The 24,038-nt window shown below is 67.1% G+C and carries 23 protein-coding genes and 1 pseudogene; 15 read left to right on the top strand and 9 right to left on the bottom strand.

Annotated features, from left to right (window positions below; all coding sequences use genetic code 11):
* The 5 genes and pseudogenes from G8O29_RS15995 to G8O29_RS15975 form a co-directional block, all read left to right on the top strand.
* Positions 1 to 113, top strand: a pseudogene (locus G8O29_RS15995) (phosphate ABC transporter ATP-binding protein); the annotation flags it as partial.
* A gap of 8 nt (positions 114 to 121) precedes the next feature.
* Positions 122 to 823 (top strand): phosphate signaling complex protein PhoU, encoded by a 702-nt coding sequence (gene phoU, locus G8O29_RS15990; protein WP_166404230.1) that lies wholly within the window; start codon positions 122 to 124, stop codon positions 821 to 823.
* A gap of 202 nt (positions 824 to 1,025) precedes the next feature.
* Positions 1,026 to 1,448, top strand: coding sequence for a RidA family protein (locus G8O29_RS15985; RefSeq protein WP_166404229.1), 423 nt, complete (start codon positions 1,026 to 1,028; stop codon positions 1,446 to 1,448).
* A complete protein-coding gene (locus G8O29_RS15980) occupies positions 1,445 to 2,116 on the top strand; it encodes a DUF1028 domain-containing protein (protein ID WP_166404228.1) in 672 nt (223 codons plus the stop codon). The genes G8O29_RS15985 and G8O29_RS15980 overlap by 4 nt, the downstream gene beginning before the upstream one ends.
* A gap of 105 nt (positions 2,117 to 2,221) precedes the next feature.
* Positions 2,222 to 3,433, top strand: a complete 1,212-nt coding sequence (locus G8O29_RS15975; protein ID WP_166404227.1) for a flavin-containing monooxygenase — start codon at positions 2,222 to 2,224, stop codon at positions 3,431 to 3,433.
* A gap of 65 nt (positions 3,434 to 3,498) precedes the next feature.
* Here the strand turns inward: G8O29_RS15975 and hppD are convergent, their stop codons facing one another.
* The gene (gene hppD, locus G8O29_RS15970) at positions 3,499 to 4,593 is read right to left on the bottom strand and encodes a 4-hydroxyphenylpyruvate dioxygenase (RefSeq protein WP_166404226.1); all 1,095 of its coding nucleotides are present in this window, start codon (positions 4,591 to 4,593) and stop codon (positions 3,499 to 3,501) included.
* A 139-nt stretch (positions 4,594 to 4,732) separates the two neighbouring features.
* Here hppD and G8O29_RS15965 point away from each other — a divergent pair, with 139 nt between their 5' ends.
* A complete protein-coding gene (locus G8O29_RS15965; RefSeq protein WP_166404225.1) occupies positions 4,733 to 5,188 on the top strand; it encodes an Lrp/AsnC family transcriptional regulator in 456 nt (151 codons plus the stop codon).
* A 39-nt stretch (positions 5,189 to 5,227) separates the two neighbouring features.
* Here the strand turns inward: G8O29_RS15965 and G8O29_RS15960 are convergent, their stop codons facing one another.
* Complete coding sequence (locus G8O29_RS15960; RefSeq protein ID WP_166404224.1) at positions 5,228 to 5,839, bottom strand: TetR/AcrR family transcriptional regulator; 612 nt, start codon at positions 5,837 to 5,839, stop codon at positions 5,228 to 5,230.
* 101 nt (positions 5,840 to 5,940) lie between these two features.
* Here G8O29_RS15960 and G8O29_RS15955 point away from each other — a divergent pair, with 101 nt between their 5' ends.
* The 5 genes from G8O29_RS15955 (at position 5,941) to G8O29_RS15935 (ending at position 11,771) form a co-directional block, all read left to right on the top strand.
* On the top strand, positions 5,941 to 6,366 hold the full coding sequence (locus G8O29_RS15955; RefSeq protein WP_166404223.1) for an ABA4-like family protein: 426 nt from the start codon (positions 5,941 to 5,943) through the stop codon (positions 6,364 to 6,366).
* Positions 6,363 to 7,133 (top strand): hypothetical protein, encoded by a 771-nt coding sequence (locus G8O29_RS15950; protein WP_166404222.1) that lies wholly within the window; start codon positions 6,363 to 6,365, stop codon positions 7,131 to 7,133. Before G8O29_RS15955 ends, G8O29_RS15950 begins: the two co-directional genes overlap by 4 nt.
* A gap of 58 nt (positions 7,134 to 7,191) precedes the next feature.
* Complete coding sequence (locus G8O29_RS15945; RefSeq protein WP_166404221.1) at positions 7,192 to 10,185, top strand: valine--tRNA ligase; 2,994 nt, start codon at positions 7,192 to 7,194, stop codon at positions 10,183 to 10,185.
* Positions 10,186 to 10,300: 115 nt separating this feature from the next.
* Complete coding sequence (locus G8O29_RS15940) at positions 10,301 to 10,630, top strand: DnaJ family domain-containing protein (RefSeq protein WP_166404220.1); 330 nt, start codon at positions 10,301 to 10,303, stop codon at positions 10,628 to 10,630.
* Positions 10,631 to 10,670: 40 nt separating this feature from the next.
* Positions 10,671 to 11,771 (top strand): pyridoxal phosphate-dependent aminotransferase, encoded by a 1,101-nt coding sequence (locus G8O29_RS15935; RefSeq protein WP_166404219.1) that lies wholly within the window; start codon positions 10,671 to 10,673, stop codon positions 11,769 to 11,771.
* On the opposite strand, the gene G8O29_RS15930 is transcribed toward G8O29_RS15935, so the two are convergent.
* The 3 genes from G8O29_RS15930 to G8O29_RS15920 form a co-directional block, all read right to left on the bottom strand.
* Entirely contained in the window at positions 11,772 to 12,152 is a 381-nt protein-coding gene (locus tag G8O29_RS15930) for a DUF4177 domain-containing protein (RefSeq protein WP_166404218.1), read from the bottom strand.
* Positions 12,153 to 12,314: 162 nt separating this feature from the next.
* Complete coding sequence (gene gatB / locus G8O29_RS15925) at positions 12,315 to 13,826, bottom strand: Asp-tRNA(Asn)/Glu-tRNA(Gln) amidotransferase subunit GatB (protein WP_166404217.1); 1,512 nt, start codon at positions 13,824 to 13,826, stop codon at positions 12,315 to 12,317.
* Between the two features lie 111 nt (positions 13,827 to 13,937).
* Entirely contained in the window at positions 13,938 to 15,125 is a 1,188-nt protein-coding gene (locus G8O29_RS15920; protein WP_166404216.1) for a hypothetical protein, read from the bottom strand.
* 134 nt (positions 15,126 to 15,259) lie between these two features.
* Here G8O29_RS15920 and G8O29_RS15915 point away from each other — a divergent pair, with 134 nt between their 5' ends.
* Complete coding sequence (locus tag G8O29_RS15915) at positions 15,260 to 15,838, top strand: transglycosylase SLT domain-containing protein (RefSeq protein WP_242679141.1); 579 nt, start codon at positions 15,260 to 15,262, stop codon at positions 15,836 to 15,838.
* A 60-nt stretch (positions 15,839 to 15,898) separates the two neighbouring features.
* On the opposite strand, the gene G8O29_RS15910 is transcribed toward G8O29_RS15915, so the two are convergent.
* Together G8O29_RS15910 and pepN are read right to left on the bottom strand one after the other, a co-directional pair.
* Positions 15,899 to 16,093, bottom strand: a complete 195-nt coding sequence (locus tag G8O29_RS15910; RefSeq protein ID WP_166404214.1) for a hypothetical protein — start codon at positions 16,091 to 16,093, stop codon at positions 15,899 to 15,901.
* Positions 16,094 to 16,165: 72 nt separating this feature from the next.
* On the bottom strand, positions 16,166 to 18,727 hold the full coding sequence (gene pepN, locus G8O29_RS15905) for an aminopeptidase N (protein ID WP_166404213.1): 2,562 nt from the start codon (positions 18,725 to 18,727) through the stop codon (positions 16,166 to 16,168).
* A gap of 114 nt (positions 18,728 to 18,841) precedes the next feature.
* Between pepN and G8O29_RS15900 the strand changes: the two genes are divergently transcribed.
* On the top strand, positions 18,842 to 20,353 hold the full coding sequence (locus G8O29_RS15900; protein WP_166404212.1) for an FAD-binding domain-containing protein: 1,512 nt from the start codon (positions 18,842 to 18,844) through the stop codon (positions 20,351 to 20,353).
* Between the two features lie 2 nt (positions 20,354 to 20,355).
* Positions 20,356 to 20,520: a DUF2256 domain-containing protein gene (locus G8O29_RS15895; protein WP_166404211.1), complete on the top strand. Its 165-nt coding sequence runs from the start codon at positions 20,356 to 20,358 to the stop codon at positions 20,518 to 20,520.
* Between the two features lie 329 nt (positions 20,521 to 20,849).
* Here G8O29_RS15895 and G8O29_RS15890 read toward each other — a convergent pair whose 3' ends face one another.
* A complete protein-coding gene (locus G8O29_RS15890; RefSeq protein ID WP_166404210.1) occupies positions 20,850 to 21,338 on the bottom strand; it encodes an SRPBCC family protein in 489 nt (162 codons plus the stop codon).
* Complete coding sequence (locus tag G8O29_RS15885) at positions 21,335 to 21,676, bottom strand: ArsR/SmtB family transcription factor (protein WP_166404209.1); 342 nt, start codon at positions 21,674 to 21,676, stop codon at positions 21,335 to 21,337. Before G8O29_RS15885 ends, G8O29_RS15890 begins: the two co-directional genes overlap by 4 nt.
* A 200-nt stretch (positions 21,677 to 21,876) precedes the next feature.
* Here G8O29_RS15885 and G8O29_RS15880 point away from each other — a divergent pair, with 200 nt between their 5' ends.
* On the top strand, positions 21,877 to 24,021 hold the full coding sequence (locus G8O29_RS15880; protein ID WP_166404208.1) for a malate synthase G: 2,145 nt from the start codon (positions 21,877 to 21,879) through the stop codon (positions 24,019 to 24,021).
* Positions 24,022 to 24,038: the final 17 nt, after the last annotated feature.

Here is a 24,038-nt window from a genome sequence, read left to right as displayed (position 1 = left end):
AGACGGCCTTCTTCCACCTGGGCAATCTGGTGGAATACGGCGACACGACGCAGATCTTCACCACCCCGAAGGACCCCAGGACCGAATCCTACATCACCGGACGGATCGGCTAAGGAGCGTCGTGATGACCGACCGCGACCAGCATATCATGGCGGCCTTCGACCGCGACCTCGAAGCCCTTCAGGCCCATTTCATCCGCCTGTCCGGGCTGGCCGAAACCGCGCTGACCGATGCGGCCAAGGCGCTGGAAAGCCTGGATCTGGCCGCCGCCGACCGGGTGATCGCGTCAGACCGCGCCATCGACGAGCTGGAAGAGTTCATCCAGATGGAAGCCGCCAGCATCATCGCCCGCCGTGCCCCCACCGCGGTCGATCTGCGGCGGCTACTGGCGGTCATGCGCGCCGCGCACAGCCTGGAACGCGTGGGCGACTATGCCAAGAACGTCGCCAAGCGCACCCGTGTCCTGCCGCAGTCGGCCCCGGTCGAAGGCCATGCAGGCACGATCCGGCGCATGGCGACCCTGGTCGTGCGCATGCTGGAGGAAGCCAGCCGGGCCCTGGTGCAGAAGGACGCGGCCCTTGCCGCCTCGGTGCGCAAGCGCGATCTGGACATCGACCAGATGTACAACACGCTGTTCCGCTCGCTTTTCACCTACATGATGGAAAGCCCGGCCAACATCGGCCCCTCGATGCATCTGCATTTCATCGCAAAGAACATCGAACGCGCCGGCGACCATGCCACGACCATCGCCGAACAGGCGCTTTACCTGGCCACGGGAGAGCTGCCCAGCGAACCCCGCCCGAAGGCCGGACTGGACATCTAGGGCTGACCCCGCCCGGTTGATCCCGCCGCAGCCTGCGACGCGACATGGCCCTTGCCATGGCGTCCTTCGTGGTTTCATCTGTCCGCCATGACACCCGCCGGAGGCGCGGCCCGAGCCGGTTGTGCCGCAGGCACAGAGACGCGACACGGGCTTGCGCGGAACGCGCTCGATTCACCCGCCGCCACGGCCCGCAGGACCCAGGATGACCCATTTCCGCCACCGCAAGTTCAACACCCGCGACACCTATCCCGAGCAGAAGCTGGACAACGACCTCGCTCAGGCCGTCGTCGCCCGGGGCCGCATCGTGTTCCTGCGCGGGCAGTGCCCGCAGGACCTGGACACGGCGCAGGACATCGGCAGCCATGATCCAGTCGAACAGACCCACAAGGTCATGCAGAACATCCGCCAGCTTCTGGAAGAGGTCGGCGGCCGGATGGAACATCTGTGCAAGATCGTGGTCTATCTGACCGATGTCCGCCACCGCGAGGCGGTCTACCGGACCATGGGCGAATACATCAGGGGTGTGCATCCGGTCTCGACCGGCGTCGTGGTGACGGCGCTTGCCCGGCCCTCCTGGCTAGTGGAGATCGACGGAACCGCCGTGATCCCGGACGACGAGGCATGACCTTTTCCATCGTCGCCCGCTGCGCCCGGACCGGGCAGTTCGGAATTGCCATTGCGTCCTCCTCCCCTGCCGTCGCGGCGCGCTGTGCGCATGTGCGCGCGGGCGTCGGGGCCGTTGCAAGCCAGAACGTCACCGACCCCGCCCTTGGCCCGCTGCTGCTGGACCGGCTGGCGCTGGGACTGCCGGCCAGCGAGGCTCTGGCGCAGGTGACCGATGGCCGTCCGCATATCGACTACCGCCAGCTGCTGGTGGTGGACGCCGCGGGCCGGACCGCGATCCATTCCGGGCGGCAGGTGCTGGGCCTCTGGGGCGAGGCGCAGGCCACCGATTGCGCGGCGGGGGGCAACCTTCTGTCCGACGCGCTGGTGCCGATGGCCATGGTCCGGGCCTTCACCACCGCGACCGGCCACCTGGCCGAGCGGCTGATGCAGGCGCTGGAGGCCGGGCTTGCGGCGGGTGGCGAGGCCGGGCCGGTCCACTCGGCCGGTCTGAAGTTGGCCGATCGGCTGGACTGGCCGCTGGTGGACCTCCGCATCGACTGGGCCGAGGACCCGATCGGCATGCTGCGCACCGCCTGGGACATCTATGCCCCCCAGATGGCCGCCTATGTCCAGCGCGCCGAGAACCCGACCCAGGCCCCCTCATACGGAGTTCCGGGGGATGAGTAGGCAAAAGATGAAGATTCTCTTGACGCTCACGGACAAGCCATTGATTTGCAACACCCCAATCAAGGCGCCGCGCGTGGTGGCCCGGAAGGCCGAAGGGCAGGACCAGTGACCGAGACCACCCATACCCTAGTCATCGGCGGCGGTCAGGCGGGGATCGCGACTTCCTCCCACCTCCAGAAGCACGGCATCCCGCATCTCGTCCTCGAACGCGACCGCATCGCCGAACGCTGGCGGAGCTGGCGCTGGGACAGCCTGGTGGCCAACGGCCCCGCCTGGCATGACCGCTTTCCCGAAGCCGAGTTCGAGGGGATCGACCCCGAAGCCTTCGCCCCGAAAGAGGCCGTCGCCGACTATTTCCAGCGCTTCGCCGAGGACCGCGCCCTGCCGATCCGCACCGGGGTCGAGGTGACACGGCTGGAGCGCGCGGAGGGCGGCTTTCGCGCCGCGACCGGCGGCGGGCCGATCCTGGCCCGCAACGTGGTCGTCGCCACCGGCCCCTTCCAGGTTCCGGTGATCCCGACCGTCATTTCCGACCCCACGATCACCCAGCTGCATTCCTGCCGCTACCGCAATCCAGACGCGCTTCCCGCAGGCGCGGTGCTGGTCGTCGGCGCCGGGTCCTCGGGGGCGCAGATCGCCGAGGAACTGGTCCGGGCGGGCCGCCGCACCTATCTGTCCATCGGCCCGCACGACCGCCCGCCGCGCCGCTATCGCGGCAAGGATTTCGTCTGGTGGCTGGGCAAGCTTGGCAAGTGGGACATGAAGGCGCCCACGCCGGGGACCGAACATGTCACCATCGCCGTCTCGGGCGCCTATGGCGGGCACACGATGGACTTCCGCCGCCTTGCAGGTCTTGGCGTCACGCTGCTGGGCCGGGCTGGAGACTGCCGCGACGGAGTGCTGCACCTTGCCGATGACCTGCGCCGCAACATCGAGGCGGGAGATCGGAACTACCTCTCGGTGCTGGACGAGGCCGATGCCTATGTCGCCGCCCACGGGCTGGACCTGCCCGAAGAGCCCGAGGCGCGAAGGCTGCTTCCGCTGCCGGACTGCGTGACCCACCCCCGGCTTACCCTGAATCTGGCAGAGGCCGGCATCCGCACGGTGATCTGGGCCACCGGCTTCCGCCTGGATTTCGGCTGGATCGACATGGACATCTGCCGCGAAGACGGGCGTCCCCGCCACCAGGATGGGGTCTCCGAGGTGCCCGGGCTCTACTTCATCGGGTTGCCCTGGCTGTCCTGCCGCGGATCGGCCTTCATCTGGGGCGCCTGGAAGGATGCCGAAAGGCTCGCCGCACATATCGCCGCACGCTGAACCCCAGCGCGTCCGACGCTGTTCCGCGAAAGGCCGACGAGGAGACGCAGTCGAACCAGGAGGCGTCACGAAGCCTTCAGCACACCGCGTTCGATCTGGTCCTGTTCGATCGACTCGAACAGCGCGCGGAAGTTGCCTTCGCCGAAACCCTCATCGCCCTTGCGCTGGATGAATTCGAAGAAGATCGGGCCGACCATCGTCCTTGAGAAGATCTGCAACAGGATCTTGGTCTCGCCGCCGTCAACGACACCCTCGCCGTCGATCAGGATGCCGTGCCTGGCCATGCGGTCCAGAGGTTCGGTGTGGCCCGCGACGCGAGTCTTGGACATCTCGTAATAGGCCATCGGCGGCTTGGGCATGAACTTCACCCCGGCCTCGGCAATCGCATCGACCGCCGCATAAAGATCATCGGTCCCGACGGCGATGTGCTGGATGCCTTCGCCGTTGTAACGCTTGAGATATTCGACGATCTGCCCGGTCTCGCCCCGGTCCTCGTTCACCGGAATACGGATCCGGCCGCAGGGGCTGGTCAGCGCGCGGGAATGCAGACCCGAGAACTTGCCCTCGATATCGAAGAACCGGATCTGGCGGAAGTTGAACAGGCGGCCGTAGAAGTCGAACCACTTGTCCATGTTGCCGCGATGGACGTTGTGGGTCAGGTGGTCGAGGTAGTGGAACCCCACCCCTTTCGGTTTCGGCGGCGCCACCCAGTCGAACTCGGCGTCATAGGGGGTCGCATCGCCGTAGCGGTCGGTGAAGTAGATCAGAGAACCGCCGATGCCGACGATGGCGGGCAGGTCCAGCGCTTTTCCAGGTCCGTCAAAGGGTTGCGCGCCGTTCTTCACGGCATGGGCGAAGGCATGCACGGCATCGACCACCCGCCAGCCCATCGACGGGGCGCAGGGGCCGTGATCCTCGACGAAGCGGCGGGCGTGGCTGCCGGGCTCGTCGTTCAGGATGTAGGTGATGTCGCCCTGCTGCCAGAGCTCGATCGCCCTGGTCTTGTGCCGGGCGGTGAGCGTGTAACCCATCCGGGCGAAGGTGGCGCGCAGCTCGTCGGGGTTCGGATGGGCGAATTCGACGAACTCGAACCCGTCGGTCCCGGCCGGATTCTCCGCCGAGATCACGGCGCGCGGGGCTGAATGCGGAAAGGGTCCCATGGGCGGCTCCTGAGGCTGGCACGGACTACCCTGTAAAGATGCCATGGCATGACCGCAGACGGCGCGCATTTTTTGGCTTGTTTTTCGAATATGATGCGCGTCCATTGCGCCTATGTTTTCAATTCCGCGAGTTTCACGCATGCTGGACGAGATCGATTCGCGCCTGCTGGCGGCGGTGCAGGCCAATGCCCAGATCACCGCGCAGGAGCTGGGCGACCTTCTGCGCCTGTCGGCCAGCCAGGCCGCCCGCCGCCGCGCGCGGCTGGAGGCAGAGGGGCTGATTACCGGCTATGTCGCCCGGCTTTCCCCGGCTCGGCTGGGGCTGACGGTGCAGGCCTTCGTCCAGGTGCAGATGGCCGCGCATTCGCCCGAGGCCGCGCGGGAGTTCCTGCGCCTGATCGCCACCCTGCCCGAGGTCGTGGCCTGCTGGACGCTGACGGGCGAGGCGGATTACCTCTTGCGGGTCTGGTGCGAGGACCTGCCCGCGCTGAACGCGCTGATCCACGAGCGGCTGTTGCCGAACCCGGCCGTGGCGCGCGTGCAGAGCCAGATCGTGATGGCCCAGCCCAAGGCCGATGCCGGGCTGCCGGTCTGATCCCCCGCCGATTTCCCCGCGGAAATCGGTCCGGAGCCTTCAAAGGCTCCGGTCCGGAATTCGTGAGAATTCCGGTGCCGCCGCGGGAAGGCAGCGCAACAGGACGCTGCGGATCATCGCCTCGCGTTCGGCAAGGGATTTGCCCTGGAGCGTCCGCATCTTGTGGCCCGCCGAGAGATCGGCGATCCCGTGGCTGGTGGCCCAGAGGGCGATGACATCGGTCTCGTCGCCGCCGAGCGCCCGGATCAGCCCGACCAGATGGTCGTAGGCCCGGCTGGCTGCCGCCGTCAGTTCGGGCGCGGCATAATCGGGTCGCGCCGAAGAGAAGATCAGGCGGAACAGAGCCGGCCTCGCCAGCGCAAATTCCAGGTAGCCCAGTCCCGCGCGGACCGCGCGGTCCCGGTCGTCCGTCGCGCCCTGTTCGCGGGCGTCCAGCGTGTCCTGGAACCGGGTGAAGCCCTCAACCGCCAGCGCGGTCAGGAGCCCGCCAGTATCGCCGAAATGATGCGCGGGGGCGGCATGGCTGACCCCGGCGCGTTTGGCGACGGAGCGGAGCGAGAACCCCTCGACCCCCTTTTCGGCAAGTTCGGCCTCGGCCGCCGCCAGAAGTGCGGCCCGGAGATCGCCGTGATGATAGGGTTTCTGTGACATTCTGAGTGCTTAGCCGGTCATCTTTCCAACGTAAAGATTTTTCTTGACGGCAGGGTGGGCTGCGCTGTAATCCTGACAATGTAAAGATGGGAAGGGAAAAGATGCCCGCCGACGCCCTGTTCCAGATTGCGAATCCCATGGCCCTGCTTGGCTGGCTGGCGCTTCTTGCCGCGCCGCTTGCGCCGCGACTGGCGCAGTCGGTGGCGGCGGCCACAGTGCCGCTGGTCCTGTCACTGGCCTATGCCGGTCTGGTCCTGGCCTTCTGGTGGGAGGCACCGGGCGGCTTCGGGTCGCTGCCCGAGGTGATGGCTCTGTTCACCCACCCGCACACAGCACTTGCCGGCTGGCTGCATTACCTGGCCTTCGACCTGTTACTTGGCGCCTGGGAGGTCCGCACCGCGCGGGCCGAGGGCATCGCGCATTGGGCGGTGATCCCCTGCCTGGTGCTGACCTTCCTTTTCGGTCCCGCAGGCCTTCTGGCCTTTGGCATCCTGCGTTTCACTTTGACCCGAAAGGTTCTGCCATGACCGCCATCCCTGCCCTGCCCCGCGCCTGGGCCGCCTCATCCCCCAACCCGCACCTGATGCGCCTGACGCTGCTCGTGGCCCTGACCGCCCTGCCGGTGATGGCCGCCTACGGGCTGGACGGGCGCATGTTCCAGGGCGACAGCATCTGGCTGAAGCCCTTGAAGTTCCACCTGGCGCTGGTGGTCTATACCGGGTCGCTGGCGATCTACGCGATGCTTTTGCCCGAGGGCACGTTCACCTCGCGTCGCTGGCGGATCTATATCGGCGCGGTGGCGGCCTGCATCATCGCCGAGCTGCTGTGGATTGGCGGGGCGGCGGCGCTTGGCACCGCCTCGCATTTCAACACCGTTGGGCTCTGGGGGGTGATCTACCCGCTGATGGGTCTTGCGGCGGTGGTGCTGACCTCGCTGTCGCTGGCGATGGGCGTGGTGTTCTGGCGCCACCGGGCAGACCCCCCGATGCTGGCGCTGGCATTGGGTCTGGTTCTGACCTTTGTCCTCACCGTGCCGGTGGCCGGAACGATGTCATCGGGGACCGGGCATCTGGTGGGCACGCCAGTGACCGGTGCGCGGATGCCGCTGATGGGCTGGTCGCGGGAGGTGGGCGACCTGCGCCTGGCGCATTTCCTGGCGACCCATGCGATGCATGTTGTTCCCCTGGCCGGGCTGACGGGCAGCCGGGCAGCGGTCTGGGCGACGGCGGCGGGGTTCACGGCGCTGGTCGGCTGGTGCTTTGCCCGGGCCCTGATGGGTCTGCCGCCCTTCTGACGCTTCCCCTTCCGTGCGGGTCAGGCTAATACCCGCCCGGACGCAAGGGGATTGCCACATGCCGATGGAAAAGACCTTCAACGCCGCCGAGGCCGAAGCCCGCATCTCGCAGCGCTGGCTGAAGGCCAGGGCCTTCGGGGCCGGGGCCAATGCCAAGCCGGGACGTCCGGCGTTTTCGGTGATGATCCCGCCTCCGAATGTCACCGGCAGCCTGCATATGGGGCATGCGTTCAACAACACGCTGCAGGACATCCTGGTGCGCTGGCACCGCATGAAGGGCGACGACACGCTGTGGCAGCCGGGGACGGACCATGCGGGGATCGCGACCCAGATGGTGACCGAACGCGAGATGGCCGCGAACGGCGAGCCCTCGCGCAGGGAGATGGGACGCGAGAAATTCACCGCAAGGGTTTGGCAACAGAAACAGAAATCGCGGGGCACGATCATCGGGCAGTTGCAGCGGTTGGGCTGTTCCTGCGACTGGGACCGCGAGGCGTTCACGATGTCGGGTGCCCCGGGTGCCCCTGCGGACGAGGAGGGCAACTTCCACGACGCCGTCATCAAGGTCTTCGTCGATCTCTACAACAAGGGCCTGATCTACCGCGGCAAGCGGCTGGTGAACTGGGACCCGCATTTCGAGACGGCGATCTCGGACCTTGAGGTCGAGAACATCGAAGTCCCCGGCCACATGTGGCACTTCAAGTATCCGCTCGCGGGGGGCGAAACCTACGAATATGTCGAGAAGGACGCGGACGGCAACGTCACCTTCCGCGAGGTGCGCAACTATATCTCCATCGCCACGACGCGGCCCGAGACGATGCTGGGCGACGGGGCGGTGGCGGTTCATCCATCGGATGAACGGTATGCGCCAATCGTCGGGAAACTTTGCGAAATTCCGGTTGGGCCGAAAGAGCATCGCCGGTTGATCCCGATCATCACGGATGAGTATCCGGACCCGACTTTCGGCTCGGGCGCGGTGAAGATCACCGGGGCGCATGACTTCAACGACTATGCGGTGGCCAGGCGCGCGGGCATTCCCTGCTACCGGCTGATGGACACCCGGGCACACATGCGGGCGGACGGAGTGCCCTATGCTGAGGCGGCGAAGGTGGCGCAGCGGATGTCGCGGGCCTGGCTGGTGGCCAAGGGCTATGCGACGCCGGGGATCGCGGAGCAGCCGTTCACCCTGTCCGAGGCCGAGATCGACGCGCTGAACCTGGTGCCGGACGATCTGCGCGGACTGGATCGGTACGAGGCAAGAAAGCGCGTGGTCGAGGCGATCACGGCTGAGGGGCTGGCGGTGATGGTGCCCGCCCCGCCCGCGAAACCCCGCCCCGGGCTTGACCCGGGGCCTCTGGCCGAGCCAGGCGCTGCGGCATCGGACGAGGTCCCGGGTCAAGCCCGGGACGGGGTCGAGATGATCCCCTACGTCGAGTCCAAACCCATCATGCAGCCCTTCGGCGATCGGTCGAAGGTGGTGATCGAGCCGATGCTGACCGACCAGTGGTTCGTCGATACCGCGAAGATCGTGGAACCGGCGCTGGAGGCGGTGCGCTCGGGCCGGACGAAGATCATCCCGCCCTCGGGCGAGAAGACCTATTACCACTGGTTGGAAAACATCGAACCCTGGTGCATCAGCCGCCAGCTTTGGTGGGGACATCAGATCCCTGTCTGGTTCGACGAGGACGGCAACCAGTATTGCGCCGAAAACGAAGCCGCCGCGCAGGCCATGGCGCCCGGCCGCAAGCTCACCCGCGACCCCGACGTCCTCGACACCTGGTTCTCCTCCGGCCTCTGGCCGATCGGCACGCTCGGCTGGCCCGAACCCACGGAAGAACTGAAGAAATACTTCCCCACCTCGGTCCTTGTGACCGGGCAGGACATCCTGTTCTTCTGGGTCGCCCGGATGATGATGATGCAGCTGGCTGTGGTGAACGACGTGCCCTTCCGCACCGTCTATCTGCATGGCCTGGTCCGCGACGCCAAGGGCAAGAAGATGTCGAAGTCCCTGGGCAACGTCATCGACCCGTTGGAGATCATCGACGAATACGGCGCCGATGCGCTGCGGTTCGCCAACGCCGCGATGGCAAGCCTCGGCGGCGTGCTGAAGCTCGATACCCAGCGCATCGCAGGGTACCGGAACTTCGGCACCAAGCTGTGGAACGCCTGCCGCTTTGCCGAAATGAATGGCGTCTGGGAAGGTCACGCGACCGGCCCCGCCCCCAGCCCAGGGGCCACGGCGAACAAGTGGATCATCGGCGAGACGGCGAAGACGCTCGCCGAAGTGAACGAGTCGCTTGAGAACTTCCGCTTCGACACCGCCGCCGATGCGCTTTACAAGTTCGTCTGGGGCAAGGTCTGCGACTGGTATGTCGAATTCGCCAAGCCGCTCTTCGACGGCCCCGATGCCGAGGAAACCCGCAAGACCATGGCCTGGGTGCTGGATCAGTCGATGATCCTTTTGCACCCCTTCATGCCCTTCATCACCGAAGAGCTCTGGGGGACGACCGGACGCCGGGCGAAGCTTCTGGTGCACACCGACTGGCCAGAGCTGCCCGCGACGCTGATCGACCGCGCGGCGGAACGCGAGATGACCTTCGTCACCACGCTCATCGACGACATCCGCTCGGCCCGCGCGCAGGTGCATGTGCCGGTGGGGCTGAAGGCGGATCTGGTGGCGACCTCGCTGACCGACGAGGCCCGCGCCGCGTTTCAGCGCAATGAGGTGCTGATCAAGCGGCTGGCGCGGATCGACACCGTCACCGAAGGCGCGGCCCCGAAGGCCAGCATCGCCGTGGCGGCCGAGGGCGCGGCCTTCGCCATTCCGCTGGAGGGGCTTATCGACATTGCCGAGGAGAAGGCCCGCCTCCAGAAAGCTTGCGACAGGCTGCAAAAGGAGATCGGCGGGCTGAAAGGCCGGCTCGACAACCCGAACTTCGTCAAATCCGCGCCCGAGGATGTGGTGATGGAGGCGCAGTCGAACCTCGAGGCGCGGGTCGAGGAAGCCGCGAAACTTCAGGAGGCCCTGCGGCGGCTGTCTGATCTGGGCTGAGGCGCCAGGGTCCGACGGTCGGATGCCTCGGGGGGTGAGGCCGAAGGCCGAGGGGGGCAGACGGCCCCCGTGCGACCTCTGGTCCCTGGGGCCATCTTCCGGATGGAGGTGCCGCATGTCCTGGCTGTCCCGCCTGGCCGAACGCCAGATCCAGAAGGCCCGCATGAAGGGCCGGTTGCAGGGTCTGGAGGGGGAAGGCAAGCCCCTGCCCGACCGGCGAGGCGATGCCTTCGTCTCCCCCGGCGATGCCGTGGGGTTCAGGATCATGGCCGAAGCCGGGGTCCTGCCCGAGGAGATCACGCTGAAGAAGCAGGTCATCGCGCAGCGGAAGGTTCTCGCGGGTCTGACGGATCAGGCCGAGCGGAAGGCCGCGATGGCCGAGCTTGCCCGGCTGGAGATGCGGCAGGCCATCGCCGAAGAAAGCCGCAGGAAGTTCCTGCGCTGAGGTCTTGCGTGGGTCTTGCCTGCGTGCCAGCTTCGCGGACATGAGCCGTTTCCTGACATCCCACGCTGCAGCCCTGCCCTCGACCGTGCCCTTCACCGGCCCCGAGGCTCTGGAGCGGCAGACGGGCGTGCCGTTCCGCGCAAGGCTCGGGGCGAACGAGAGCCTGTTCGGGCCTTCCCCGCACGCCGTGGCCGCGATGCAGGAGGCCGCAAAGGGCGCCTGGATGTATGGCGACCCGGAGAACCACGATCTGAAACAGGCGCTTGCGGCCCATCATGGGGTGACGCCCGCGCATATCGCCGTAGGACCGGGGATCGACGGGCTTTTGGGGCTGGTGTGTCGGCTGGTGCTGGAACCGGGCACGAAGGTGGTGACCAGCCTTGGCGCCTATCCGACCTTCAATTTCCATGTGGCCGGCTATGGGGGCGTGCTGACGCGGGTACCCTACCGGGGCGATCACGAGGACCCCGAGGCCTTGCTGGAGGCCGCGCGCCTGACCGGGGCGCGCCTGATCTACCTTGCCAACCCGGACAACCCGATGGGGTCGCATCATCCGGCGGCGGTGGTCGAGGAGATGGTGGCGAACCTGCCGGAGGCGAGCCTGCTGATCCTGGACGAGGCCTATGCCGACCTTGCGCCGCCCGGCACGGTGCCGGTGATTGCTGCGGATCATCCGCAGGTCATCCGGATGCGGACCTTTTCCAAGGGTTACGGGCTTGCCGGCGCTCGGGTGGGCTATGCGATCACCAACCCCGATCTTGCGCTGGCCTTCGACAAGATCCGCGATCATTTCGGGATGAGCCGGGTAGCCCAGGCTGGCGCTCTGGCTGCACTTGCCGATCAGGCCTGGCTGCAAGGCGTGCGGGAGCGGACGGTTGCGGCGCGGGTGCGGCTGGCCGGGATTGCGCTGGCGAACGGCCTCAGGCCCCTGCCCTCGGCCACCAACTTCGTCACCATCGACTGCGGCCGGGATGGAGACCACGCGCGGCGCGTACTGGCAGAGCTGGCGGCGCTGGGGGTGTTCATCCGGATGCCGGGGGTGCCGCCCCTGGACAGGTGCATCCGGATCAGCCTGGGAGATGACCAGACGCTTGATATTCTTGAGGAATGTTTGCCCCTGGCGCTGAAGGCCGCAGGCTGACTATTCCGCCGCGAGATCGGGCTTGGCTGGCCCGAGGGCAGGCGCCTTGCCGGGTGTCGGCAAGTCCGCCGGTCCTAGGCGTTTTGCCGTCGGGATCGGCTCTTCCAGAAGAAGCCGGGAGGAGGGCGACGGCGGCGCGGCCGCCTCGACCAGCGGGCGGCGGAAGACGAGGACATTCTGGAAGGTCGTCCTGGTGCCGGTAAAGCCCACGCGTTCCTCGCAGGGCAGCGTATCGGCGCGCACATAGTCCCAACCTTCGGCGCCAAGCTGGTTCATCAGATTGGCCAGCGCATGGGCAAAGCGGTCCTCGGTGGTCTTCACCCCCCGCGCCTTTTCGCCCCGCCTGGGGGCCGGAATGACCTTGAACTCGAAACGCTGCATCGGGTTGCTCCCGCACTGTCCGGGGAAACACATAGAAGATTCTGCGGCCTGCCGCAAATCACGGAAAGCTTTTCCGGCAGAAGCGCGCCCGATGGGCAACAGGGCAACCCAGGATCCTTCGAAGGATCTTGCAAGACCTTTCGAGAATTCCTGGTCCCAGGCTTACAGCCCAAGCTTCTTGGCCACCAGCGCGTTGACCGTTGCCGGGTTCGCCTTGCCGCCCGTGGCCTTGATGACCTGGCCGGTGAACCAGCCCGCAAGCTTCGGGTTGGCCTTGGACTTTGCCACCTGCTCGGGGTTGGCGGCGATGATCTCGTCCACGGCCGCCTCGATGGCGGCGGTGTCGGTGACCTGCTTCATCCCGCGCGCCTCGGCGATCTGCGCCGGGTCGCCGCCTTCGGTATAGACGATCTCGAACAGGTCCTTGGCCATCTTGCCGCTGATCGTTCCGGCGGCGATCAGGTCGATGATCCCGCCCAGCTGCGCGGCCGAGACCGGGCTTTCGCTGATGTCGTGGCCTTCCTTCTTCAGCCGGCCGAACAGTTCGTTGATGACCCAGTTCGCGGCCATCTTGCCGTCGCGGCCCCGGGCCACCGCGTCGAAGTAGTTCGCTGCGTCGAGTTCGGCGGTCAGCACGTTCGCATCATAGTCGGTCAGGCCGTAATCGGCCATGAAACGCGCCTTCTTGGCATCCGGCAGTTCCGGCATCCGCGCGGCGATGTCATCGACCCAGGCCTGTTCGATTTCCAGCGGCAACAGGTCTGGGTCGGGGAAATAGCGGTAGTCATGCGCCTCTTCCTTGGAGCGCATCGATCGGGTTTCGTTCCGGTCGGGGTCGTAGAGGCGGGTTTCCTGCACCACCTCGCCGCCGTCCTCCAGAATGGCGATCTGGCGCCGCGCCTCGTATTCGATGGCGGCCTGGATGAAGCGCATCGAGTTCATGTTCTTGATCTCGCAGCGCGTGCCGAGATGGCTGAAGTCCTGGGTGGCCTGATACTTCTCATAAGCGCCCGGCCGGCAGACCGAAACGTTCACGTCGGCCCGCAGGTTGCCATTCTGCATGTTCCCGTCACAGGTGCCAAGGTAGCGCAGGATCTGGCGCAGCTTGGTCACATAGGCAGCCGCTTCCTCTGGCCCCCGGATGTCGGGGCGGCTGACAATCTCCATCAGCGCCACACCCGTCCGATTGAAATCGACGAAACTCAGGTTCGGGTCCATGTCGTGGATGGATTTCCCGGCGTCCTGTTCCAGATGGATCCGTTCGATCCGCACCCGGCGGGCGATGCCGGGGCCCATCTCCACGATCACCTCGCCCTCGCCCACGATGGGGTGGTAAAGCTGGCTGATCTGATAGCCCTGCGGCAGGTCGGGATAGAAATAGTTCTTGCGGTCGAAGGCCGAGACCAGGTTGATGCGCGCCTTCAGACCCAACCCGGTGCGCACCGCCTGTTCGACGCAGAATTCGTTGATGACCGGCAGCATCCCCGGCATCGCGCAATCGACGAAGGAGACATTCGAATTGGGTTCCGCCCCGAATGCGGTCGAGGCGCCCGAGAAGAGCTTGGCGTTGGACGAGACCTGGGCATGGATCTCCATCCCGATGACCAGTTCCCAGTCGTGCCTGGCCCCGGCAATCACCTTGGGGGTCGGCGCGGTATAGGTCAGGTCAAGCATGTCTCGCCTCCGGCTGCGGTCCTGCCGGCCGGTTTAGGCCGCGCGGCGCGACAGGGCAATAGGCGACTGGGCAGCGGACGACCGGGCAGCGGGCTGCGGGCAGAGGATCTGTCAGCTGCGGCGCACCAGAGTGCCAAGACCCTCGCCACGCCGCACGATCCTTGCGCCGCGTTTCAGCGCCGGGCCGAAGACCTCGGCCAGGGCAAAGGCCAGGCTTTCGGGCCCCGTGGTCCAGCAATCCATCTGGATCTCGCGCAGACGGTTCCACAGCACATCGGACAGCGCGGCGCGGACCTTGGTCAGCGCATAGGCGGCCGAGGCGCCTTCCTTGCGGAACTCCATGGCCAGGCCCGACAGAAGATGCGCCGAGACATTGGCCCGATGCTGGCATCCGGTCGCGGACTGGTAATCCGCAATCGCCTCGCAGAAATATTCCAGGTCCACCGTCGGCGACAGGTCCCCTAGCACCTTCATCGCCGTGAAATGGTAGACGGCATAGGCTGCCTTGCCGGTCACGCCTTCGGTCATGCGCACGGCGCGGCGCGCCTCGCGTTCGAAACCGGACAGCGTGCCGTGCCAGCCCGGAAGCATGTTCACGGCATGGGCGGCATGGGCCTCGGCATCTTCGGGATCAAGATCGACCCAGTCCTCGTACCATTCGCGGCAGACCGCGACACCGTCCTCGATCCCCGGCAGCAGCGCATAGCGGGTGGCGGCCAGAAGCGGCGACATCTCCTCGATCGGGTCGAACTCTGTCACCAGCGCCTCGGCCCGTTCGTAATGCGCGGCCCCTTCCTCCCAGGCATCGCGCGAGATCTGACCGTCCGGGACGGACCTGCGACGGGCAGAGGCCATGTCGATATGGCCCTGCGCCAGCACCTGGGCGGCGCAGTAATCCTCGGAGTGCCGGTCAAACAGGGCTTCCAGCGCGGCAAGTTCGGCCTTTGCGGCCGTCCAGTCCCCGGCCGCGATGGCGGCGGACAGGCCGGCCCGCATCCCCTCGCTGATCAGGGGCGCAACCCGGCGGCCGCCCGAGGCCATCACCCGTTCCTGGTCGGTATAGCGCAGCGCCTCGAGCAGATCGGTCCATTCGCCGGCCGCCGCCATGGCGGCATGATCGTCGCGCACGCAGTCCCATTCGGTCCGTTCGGCGCCGATCCGCATCACCGGCGCGTCAAGCCGGGCGATCACCTGGTCCGCCGTCAGCCCGTCCGGCATCGGGCTCGCCGCACCCAGCTGCGCACGCAGGGCGGCGGCATCTTCTTGCTGACCGCGACCCGACCGGGTTTTCACAAGCATGAGTGAAGGTGTAACTAGCATCGACTCGCCCCCCGGCAGGGAGCGCCTGCCTTGCAGGAAACCTGCCGCCGGATCAGGGCGAAAAAAGGGAAATGCAGTGATCTTCGGGTGACTTTGCCATGCTGGCTCGTGGAATGATCGGATTGTTCGCAGCGGCTTCGCTGGTGGCTTGCGTGAAGACCGAGCCGGCAGAGCCGATGGGATTCGTCGCGCCGCCGATGCAGTGGGACCACCATCCTGAAGCAGAAGAATGGACCGAATCGACGCTTGTCGCCTTGTCAACCAAGGATCCGGTCCTGTCCGAACGGGTGCCCGCCGACATCGAGACCTGGTGCCCGGGCTACGCCAGCGCGACCGTGCCGGAACGCCGCGCCTTCTGGGCAGGCCTGCTGTCGGCCGTCGCCAGATACGAAAGCACCTGGAACGAGAAGGCTTCGGGCGGCGGCGGTCGCTGGATCGGGCTGATGCAGATTTCTCCGCGGTCGGCGGCCAACTATGGCTGCGAGGCAACCTCGCCCATTGCGCTGAAGGATGGCGAGGCGAACCTGGAATGTGCGGTCGAGATCATGTCGACCCAGGTCGCCAGGGACGGGATGGTCGCCGGCGCGGGCGACCGGGGCATCGGTCGCGACTGGGCGCCGCTGCGGTCCGAGGAAAAGCGCATGGCGATGGCGGCCTGGACCCGCGCGCAGCCCTATTGCAAGGCCGGCTGACCGGCACCTGCCGATCCGGCGGGATGCAGCGACCTCGACCAGCGTCCCGGCACCGGCGCCCTACACATCGGCTTTGTCAAGCGAATTGACGAAAGGGATGCCGGCCCTGCGGCGCAGCGCGAACCGGCGAGCCGCGGCGATCCTGGCCTGCACCTGGCCAGTCAGCCGGCGCATCGCATCGGCGGTCGCCCCGCCATGGATGATCCAGAAATACGAGCCTGCCATCAGACCCAGAAGCGCGATGATGTATGGCATGCCTCACCCCCTGCCGGACAGGCGGCTCGATAACCGGACAGAACGGCAACTTTGTGGCAGGCCGGACCGCGCTCAGCCTGCCCCCAGCATCCTTTCGACCATCTCGCGCAGATCGCTGCTCAGGTCGGGGGCCGCCAGTATCCGCTCCAGCTCGGCCCGGGCCCGCTTGCGCCGCGCGGCATCATAGCGCGGCCAGGTCTCGAAGGCGGTCGAGACGCGGGCCGCCGTCTGCGGGTTCAGGGGATCGAGCTTGAGCAGCCAGTCGGCGACCAGACGGTAACCTGCGCCCGAGCGGTGGTGGAAACCTGCGTGATTGGCAGCCAGGGCCCCGATGACGGTCCGGAACCGGTTGGGGTTCTTCCAGTCGAAGCCGGGCGCCCCGATCAGCCGCGCCGCCACGGCGGCCGCTTCGGCCGGCTCGGCATGGGCGATCTGGAGCGCGTGCCACTTGTCCATCACATTCGCGTCCCGGCCCCAGCGCGCGGCGAAGCTGACCAGTTCCGCCTGCCCCTGCCCCACCTCCAGCAGCGCGGACAGCGCGCCCACCTCTTCGGTCATGCTGCGGGCGCGGGCAAAGGCCGAGGCCGCAAGCCGGCCGCCGTCGCGCCGCGACAGAAGGCCCAGCGCCGCGATCTTCAAGGCCCGCCGCCCCGCCTGCGCTGCCGAGGGCGAGAAGGGTGCATTGTCGTCCAGGTCCCTGTAAAGCCGCGACAATCCCTCGCCCAGCCGGATTGCCAGGGCCCCGGCCATCTCGCGCCGGGCGGCGTGGATCCTGGCCGGGTCCGGGATCCGGCCCATGGCGTGAATGGTCTGGGCGATGTCGTCCTCGGCCGGCAGGCGCAGGCACAGCGCGCGGAAGGCCGGGTCCAGCGTGTCGTCGAAGGTCACGGCGGCCAGCGCATCCAGCCAGGCCGGAGAGACCGGGGCCCCCTTCAGCGCCATCGCGGCCATGACCTCCTTGGCCAGGGCCCGCCCCGCCTCCCACTTGTTGAAGGCGTCGGTGTCATGCGCCAGCAGAAAGGCGCGTTCCTCGGGCGGGGCCTTGCGCTCCAGCACCACGGGGGCGGAAAAGCCGCGCAGGATCGAGGGGACGGGTTTCGCCGCCAGCCCCTCGAAGCGGAACGACTGCTTCGCGCGGGTCATCTCCAGCATGATCGTCGGCACCACCTCGTCGCCATTGGGGTTCAGAAGCCCCACCTTGATCGGGATGACCTTGGGCTGCTTCACCGGCTGGCCGGGGGTGGGCGGGTTCTTCTGGGTGAAGGTCAGGGTATAGATGCCGTCGTTCCAGGCTTCCTCGACCTTCAGACGCGGCGTGCCGGCCTCGGTATACCACAGCTTGAACTGCGACAGGTCCCGCCCGGTCACATCTTCGAAGACCTTCAGCCAGTCCTCGATGGTGGCGGCTTCGCCATCATGGCGGTCGAAATACAGGTCAAGCGCGCGCTGGTAGGCCTGATCCCCGACCAGCGATTTCAGCATCCCGATGACCTCCGCCCCCTTCTCGTAGACCGTGGCGGTGTAGAAGTTGTTGATCTCGACAAAGCTTTCGGGGCGCACCGGATGCGCCAGCGGCCCGTCATCCTCGCGGAACTGGCGGCTGCGCAGCGTCACCACATCCTCGATCCGGCGCACCGCGGGCGACCGCATGTCGGCCGAGAACTGATGGTCGCGAAAGACGGTCAGCCCCTCTTTCAGGCACAGCTGGAACCAGTCGCGGCAGGTGATGCGGTTGCCGGTCCAGTTGTGGAAATACTCATGCGCGATGATCGCCTCGATCCGCGCGTAATCGTCATCGGTGGCGGTGTCCGGCGAGGCAAGGACATAGCGCGAGTTGAAGATGTTCAGCCCCTTGTTCTCCATCGCGCCCATGTTGAAGTCGTCCACCGCGACGATGTTGAACACGTCCAGGTCGTATTCGCGGCCATAGACCTGTTCGTCCCAGCGCATCGACCGGATCAGGCTGTCCATCGCATAGGCGCAGCGGTCCTCGTCGCCGGGGCGGACCCAGATGTTCAGATCGACGGGACGGCCCGAGGCGGTGACGAACTTCGCCGAATGGGCGCGCAGGTCGCCGGCGACCAGGGCGAAGAGGTAGGCCGGTTTCGGCCAGGGGTCGTCCCATTCCGCCCAGCCCTGTCCCTGGCCCGCAGGATTGCCGTTCGACAGCAGCACCGGCAGGTCGCTTTCGATCCGCACCTTGAAGCGGCTCATCACGTCGGGCCGGTCGGGGTAGTAGGTGATCTTGCGGAAGCCCTCGGCCTCGCATTGGGTGCAGTACATGCCGTTCGACATGTATAGGCCTTCCAGCGCCGTGTTGCCTTCGGGCGCGATTTCGACCTCGGTCTCCAGCGTGAAGGCGCCAACGGGAAGCTCGTGCGCGGCGATGGTCAGCGACCGCGCATCAAGCGTCGGCGTGATCGCCTGGCCATCCAGACGGCAGGAGACAAGCTTCAACCCCTCGCCATCGAGGCGCAGGTGATCGCGGTCCTTGCGCGCGGGGTTGGGGCGGATGTTCAGCCGGGCAAGGACTCGGGTTGCCGTGGGGTGCAGCCGGAAGGTCAGGTCCACTTTGTCGATGAGGTGGCTGTAGGGCAGGTAATCGGCCAGATAGACGGTCTTCTGCTCGGACATGAAGGGCTCCTTTGACCCGGCAGGCTAGGGCCAAACGCACCGGACGCAAGGGGGCGGCCGGTAACAGTCTTTTGCCGCTTTACGAATCCGCCGACACCGCTACATCTATGTTCCATGAATGTTCTCGTCTGGTTCAAGCGCGACCTGCGCCTGCACGACCATCCGGCACTGTCGCTCGCGGCGGGTCTGGGGCCGGTGCTGCCGCTTTATGTGGTGGAGCCGGAGCTGTGGGCAGAGCCCGATGCCTCGGCCCGGCAATGGGAATTCCTGGCCGAAAGCCTGGCCGATCTGCGGGTCGCGCTGACCGGGGCGGGCGCGCCGCTGGTGGTGCGCACGGGCGATGCGGTCGAGGTGCTGGCCAGCCTCTGCCGTCGCCATCGGATCACCCGCATCGTCAGCCATGAAGAAACGGGCAATGCCTGGACCTTCGCACGCGACCGTCGGGTGGCCGGCTGGGCGCGCGGTGCGGGGATCGACTGGGTGGAACTGCCGCAGTCGGGCGTGGTGCGGCGGCTGCCGTCGCGCGATGCCTGGTCGGCCCGGCGGGATGCCTTCATGGCCGGCCCCACCCTGCCCGCCCCGGCGCTCTGCCCGGTCGAAGGGGTCGAGCCCGGCCCCATCCCCTCGGCCCGGGCGCTTAAGCTTGCCGCCGACCCCTGCCCGCACCGCCAGCTTGGCGGCCGCGCCCGTGGGCTTGACCTGATGGACAGCTTCCTGACCCGGCGCGCCGAGCCCTACCGCACGGCCATGTCCTCGCCCCTGTCGGCCGAGCGCGCCTGTTCCCGCCTGTCGCCGCATCTGGCCTTAGGCACCCTGTCGGTCCGCGAAGTCGTGCAGGCGACCGTCGCGCGGGCTGCCGAACGGCCCGGCGGCCGCTGGGGCGGGGCGCTGGCCAGCTTCCAGGCGCGGCTGGCCTGGCGCGACCATTTCATCCAGAAGCTGGAGGACGAACCGGCGATCGAGACCCGCTGCCTGCATCGCGCGGCCGAAAGCCTGCGCCCGCGCGACCCCGACGCCGCGCGGCTGGCCGCCTGGGAGGCGGGCGAGACCGGCCTGCCCTTCCTGGACGCCTGCCTGCGCTATCTGCGGGCGACCGGCTGGCTGAACTTCCGGATGCGCAGTATGGTGATGGCGGCGGCCTCCTATCACCTCTGGCTGGACTGGCGGGCGACCGGCGCGATCCTGGCCCGCCGCTTCACCGATTACGAGCCCGGCATCCACTGGCCGCAGGTGCAGATGCAGTCGGGCACCACCGGGATCAACACGCCGCGGATCTACAATCCGGTCAAGCAGGGCCTTGACCAGGACCCGACCGGCGCCTTCACCCGGGCCTGGGTGCCCGAACTGGCCGCGGTGCCGGATCGCTTCCTTCAGACCCCCTGGGCCTGGGAGGGCGCGGGCACCCTGCTGGGCAGGCGCTATCCGGCGCCCATCGTCGACCCCGCCGCCGCGCAGCGGGCGGCGCGCGATGCGATCTTCGGCCTGCGCCGCCGCGCCGACCGGGGCGAGATCGCCGCCATCGTCAGTCGTCACGCCAGCCGCGCCGACCCCCGCTTCGTGAACGACCGCAGCCCGCAGCGCCGCCCCCGGCCCGCACCGGCGGGCCAGCTGTCGCTGGACCTCTGACCATGGCGCGGATGCGGAAGAAGGCCGACCTGCCGCAGAAGACCTGCGCCACCTGCGGTCGGCCCTTCGCATGGCGGAAGAAGTGGGCGAAGGTGTGGGACGAGGTGCGCCACTGTTCCGACCGCTGCCGCAGCGCGCGCGGCGGTGCCGCCAGGGCCAAACCCTGATCCCGACCGGATGCCGCCCCGGCAACCGTGCGGCTTGACGCTGCTTTCCGGCCCGTCCTGCCGACGGTCCCGTCATCAAGGCCGCCCGATGCCCCGCGATCCCCGCTGCGACATCCTGTTCGAACCCCTCCGCTTCGGCCCGGTCACCGCCCCAACCGCTTTTGCCAGACCCCGCATGCCACCGGCTTCGGCTGGCAGCGCCCGCAATCCGGCCCTTCCCTGCGCGGCGTAAAGGCCGAGGGCGGCACGGGCGATCCCGGCCTGACAGAGCGTGCCGACGGGGACCGCGACCTGACGCTCGCAACTCAGCGTTGCGAGGGGAGAGCCGGTCATCCCTTCAGGCCATGAGCGTATTCCTCAGGCTGAGTGACCACCGTACCCCAACCGTCATAAAAGCCCATGTCCTTGTGCGCCCTGGCCGTGTCGGCATTGCGATGGCGCGCGATGGCGGTGTATTTCGTCCGCCCGTTGCCGATATCCTCGAAGGTCAGGATCGCGGTCATGAAGGGTTCGGGCGTCGGCTTCCAGCCTTCGGTATAGGCATCGGTGAACACCAGCTTTTCATTCGGAACGACTTCCAGATAGACACCGTGGTTTTGCATCTCGTTGCCGTCCACCAGGAAGGTCGTGTTGCAGCGGCCGCCGACGCGGACGTCCAGATCGCAGGCGGTCACCTTGTGCGGTTTCGGGACGAACCAGTGCACAAGGTGTTCGGGCGTGGTCCAGCACATGTAGAGGATTTCGCGCGGGGCGTTGACCTCTCGGGTCAGGACAAGGTCCAGTTCGGGGTCGAAGTCGGGCAGGGTTTCGGCGGTCATTTCTCGCGGTCCTTCATCAGGTTCATCACAGAGTCGTCCAGGCGCTCCAGACGGGCCTCCCAGACCCGACGCTGTTCGACCAGCCAATCGGTCATCGGCTCCAGCGCCTTGGGCTGGAAGGCGCAGGACCGGACGCGGCCGTTCTTCCGGGTTGACACCAGCCCCGCCTCCTCCAGCACGGAAAGGTGGCGCAGGATCGTCGGCAGCCTGAACCCCGACAGACCGGCCAGTTCCGTCACCGGCGCAGGCCCCTTGGCCAGCCGGTTCAGCATCATGCGCCGGGTCGGATCGGACAGCGCGTGGAACAGTAGGTCGAGATGGGATTCATGCTTAGCCATATCGCTAACCATATACGCCTGACCGAGTTTGGAAAGCAAAAGTTAGCTGATTGGCGAAGTTTTTGATCTTCCGCTAATCCCGACAGGTGATTTTCGGCTTTGCTTGAAATTCCGCGCCCGCTTTCCTTTGCCCGCGCCTCCGCCCTCGCCTATTGTGTGCCAAGGCATACAAAGCGGCCGTGCGCTTGCGGAGGGACAGGATGACCGAACGTCTGGATCGTGCGGGGCTGAAGGTGGATGCGGTTCTGGCCCGCTTTCTTGAGGACGAGGCGCTGCCCGGCACCGGGATCGAGGCCGGGGCCTTCTGGTCGGGCTTCGCCGGGCTGCTGGCCGACTTCGCGCCGCAGAACCGGGCGCTGCTGGCCAGGCGGGATGCGTTGCAGGCGCAGATCGACGCCTGGCACATCGCCCGGCGCGGACAGCCGCACGACCACGCGGCCTACAAGGCCTTCCTGGCCGAGATCGGGTATCTGCTGCCCGAAGGTCCTGCCTTCACCATCGAGACCACGAATGTCGATCCCGAGATCGCCAGGGTTCCGGGACCTCAGCTGGTGGTGCCGATCACCAACGCGCGCTACGCGCTGAACGCGGCCAATGCGCGCTGGGGCAGCCTGTATGACTGCCTTTACGGGACGGACGCCATGGGGTCCCTGCCCCCTTTGGGCGGCTATGAACGGGGCCGGGGGGCCCGGGTGATCGCCCGGGCGCGGGTGTTCCTGGACGAGGCGTTTCCGATTGCCGGGACGAGCCACGCCGATGTGCGGCGCTATCACGTGAAGGACGGCCAGCTTCTGGTCGATGACCTGCCGCTGGTGCAGCCCGAGAAGTTCGTAGGCTACCGGGGCAATCCCAAGGCCCCGGATGCCGTGCTGCTGCGCAACAACGGGTTGCATGTCGAACTGGTGTTCGACCGGGCGCATTTCATCGGCTCGCGCGATCAGGCGCTGCTGGCGGATGTGCAGCTGGAAAGCGCGCTGACGGCGATCATGGACTGCGAGGATTCGGTCGCCTGCGTGGATGCCGAGGACAAGGTCGGCGCCTACCGCAACTGGCTGGGGCTGATGAAGGGCAACCTGTCCGAGGTGTTCCAGAAGGGAGGCCGGACGGTCGAACGGCGGCTCAACCCGGATCGGGAGTATCTGGACCCAGAGGGTCGCCCCTTTACCCTGAAGGGCCGCGCGCTGATGTGGGTGCGGAACGTGGGCCATCTGATGACCAACCCCGCGATCCTGTTGCCGGATGGGTCGGAAGTGCCCGAGGGGCTGATGGACGCGATGGTGACGGTGGCCATCGCGCTGCATGACCTGAGGAAGACCGAGGGGATGCGGAACTCGGTGATGCGGTCGGTCTATGTGGTCAAGCCCAAGATGCACGGGCCGGAGGAAGTGGCCTTTGCGGACGCCGTGATGGCGCGGGTGGAGGATGTGCTGGGCCTTCCCCGCAACACCGCGAAGCTGGGGATCATGGACGAGGAGCGGCGGACCTCGGTGAACCTGAAGGAGTGCATCCGGGCGGCGAAGGGGCGGGTGGCATTCATCAATACCGGATTCCTGGATCGGACCGGGGACGAGATTCACACCTCGATGGAAGCCGGGCCGTTCAGCCGGAAGGACTTCATCAAGCGGAAGTCCTGGATCACGGCCTATGAGAACCTGAACGTCGATATCGGGCTGGAATGCGGGTTGTCAGGACGCGCGCAGATCGGCAAGGGGATGTGGGCGATGCCGGACCAGATGGCGGCGATGCTGGACGAGAAGATCGCCCATCCCCGCGCCGGGGCGAATACGGCCTGGGTGCCCTCGCCCACCGCCGCCACGCTGCATGCGCTGCACTACCACAAGGTCGACGTCTTCGCGGTGCAGGCGCGGCTGGCCAGGGGCGGGCGGCGGGCGCATGTGGACGGGATCCTGGACATCCCGCTGGCAAGCTTCCGGGCCTGGAGCCGGGAGCAGGTGATGCGCGAGGTCGAGAACAATGCGCAGGGCATCCTGGGCTATGTGGTCCGGTGGATCGACCAGAGGGTGGGCTGTTCCAAGGTGCCGGACATCTACGATGTGGGGCTGATGGAGGACCGGGCGACCTGCCGGATCTCGGCCCAGCACATCGCGAACTGGCTGCATCACGGGGTGGTGAGCCGGGACGAGGTGATGGCGGCGATGCGGAAGATGGCCGCGGTGGTGGACCGGCAGAATGCGGGCGCTCCGGCCTACCGGCCGATGGCCCCGGCCTTTCAGGGGGCAGCGTTCCAGGCGGCCTGCGATCTGATCTTCAAGGGGCGGGAGCAGCCTTCGGGCTATACCGAACCCCTGCTCCACGCCTGGCGGCTGCGGGTCAAGGCGGGGTGAGGGTCCACGCGCGGCGC

It is taken from the genome of Rhodobacter calidifons (genome assembly GCF_011174775.1).
Classification (GTDB): Bacteria; Pseudomonadota; Alphaproteobacteria; order Rhodobacterales; family Rhodobacteraceae; genus Tabrizicola; species Tabrizicola calidifons.
Note: the sequence above shows the minus strand (reverse complement) of the source record. Positions and strands in the feature narration are given on the sequence as shown.